The sequence below is a fragment of the Plesiomonas sp. genome (assembly GCF_051650925.1).
Taxonomy (GTDB): Bacteria; Pseudomonadota; Gammaproteobacteria; order Enterobacterales; family CAMTGL01; genus Plesiomonas.
In genome coordinates, this window is record NZ_JBOFRH010000317.1 from 1 (window position 1) to 1,183 (window position 1,183).

The 1,183-nt window shown below is 44.3% G+C and carries 2 protein-coding genes; both read left to right on the forward strand.

The genetic code is table 11. The annotated features are described in order from the left end of the window. Positions 1 to 737 (forward strand): methyltransferase (locus ACRC27_RS07465; protein WP_438639554.1); only part of this gene is annotated, 737 nt, incomplete at its 5' end. 349 nt (positions 738 to 1,086) lie between these two features. After that, positions 1,087 to 1,183, forward strand: a 97-nt coding sequence (locus tag ACRC27_RS07470) for an H-NS family histone-like protein (protein WP_438639555.1), incomplete at its 3' end; no start/stop codon positions are given.

Consider the following 1,183-nt stretch of genomic DNA (forward strand, 5'->3'; position numbering starts at 1 on the left):
CGGTGATGGGGCCACAGACGCAGATTTTGGCGGCAGCGAAAGCGCGCGATATTCATACCTCTACCTTGAAGCTGTTTGAGCGCATTATTGGGCCTACACGGACCAGTTTGGCATGGAAAAAAGCACGCCTCGTGTACGCTACGCCAGATCTGGCTCTGAGTGCGCCGGTATCCCCTTATCCAACGGTGTGGACCTTGGAAGGTAGCGGCGAGCGCATTCATAATCATGCAAATGTTTTTTCTCGCGCATCACTGGATATTGGCGCGCGTTTTTTTATGCAACATATTCCTTCAGGCATGAGCGGTACGCTGGTGGACTTGGGTTGCGGCAATGGCGTGATTGGCCTCACCGCATTAAAGCAAAATCCAGATGCGGATGTTATTTTCATTGATGAATCTTATATGGCGGTGCAGTCCAGCCGGATAAATATTCAGGAAAACCATCCGGAATTTATGTCACGCTGTCGTTTTATTGTCGGAAATAGTCTGGAAGATATTCCTGCTAATTCGATTCAGTTGATATTATGTAACCCACCATTCCACCAATTGCAGTCAATTACAGATCATATTGCATGGCAAATGTTCCGCGATGCGCGTCGTTGTCTGAAAAAAGGGGGCTGGTTACGCATTATTGGTAACCGTCATCTGGCATACCATCTGAAATTACGTCGTCTGTTTAATCAGTGCACGACAGTGGCTGGAAATAAGAAATTTGTCATCCTGCAGTCAGAGAAATAAAAGACGGCTTGTCGGATGATGCTAGAGCTAAATCGGTACGGCGTTGCGTGAGCAGCGCCGTATTTGTTTGGTTTTTTGTGGCGTGATACTTTGCGCCTGATCAAATGTCGTGCATTTGTTAATGCTGATCGGATGAGTGCTCTGCGGCATTTAAACGATGATTGCCGTCGAAATATCGTCGATATTTTCAATTCCTGATATTCATCAGGGTTATCTGAATGGGTGAATTGCAATTTAATCGACGGTATATATTGGCAGATGCTGAAATTCGTTCTATTATAGAAGTCTCGCAGTCATCATTATCTAAGATGGCTTACTATTAGAACAATATCTGTTAGTTGCATTCATTATGTCACAAGAAATTATTAGCTTATTTAAAAACATTCGTTCTCTGCGTGCATTTGCTCGCGAAGTGGATCTGGAAACTTTAGAATCTGTACTGGAAA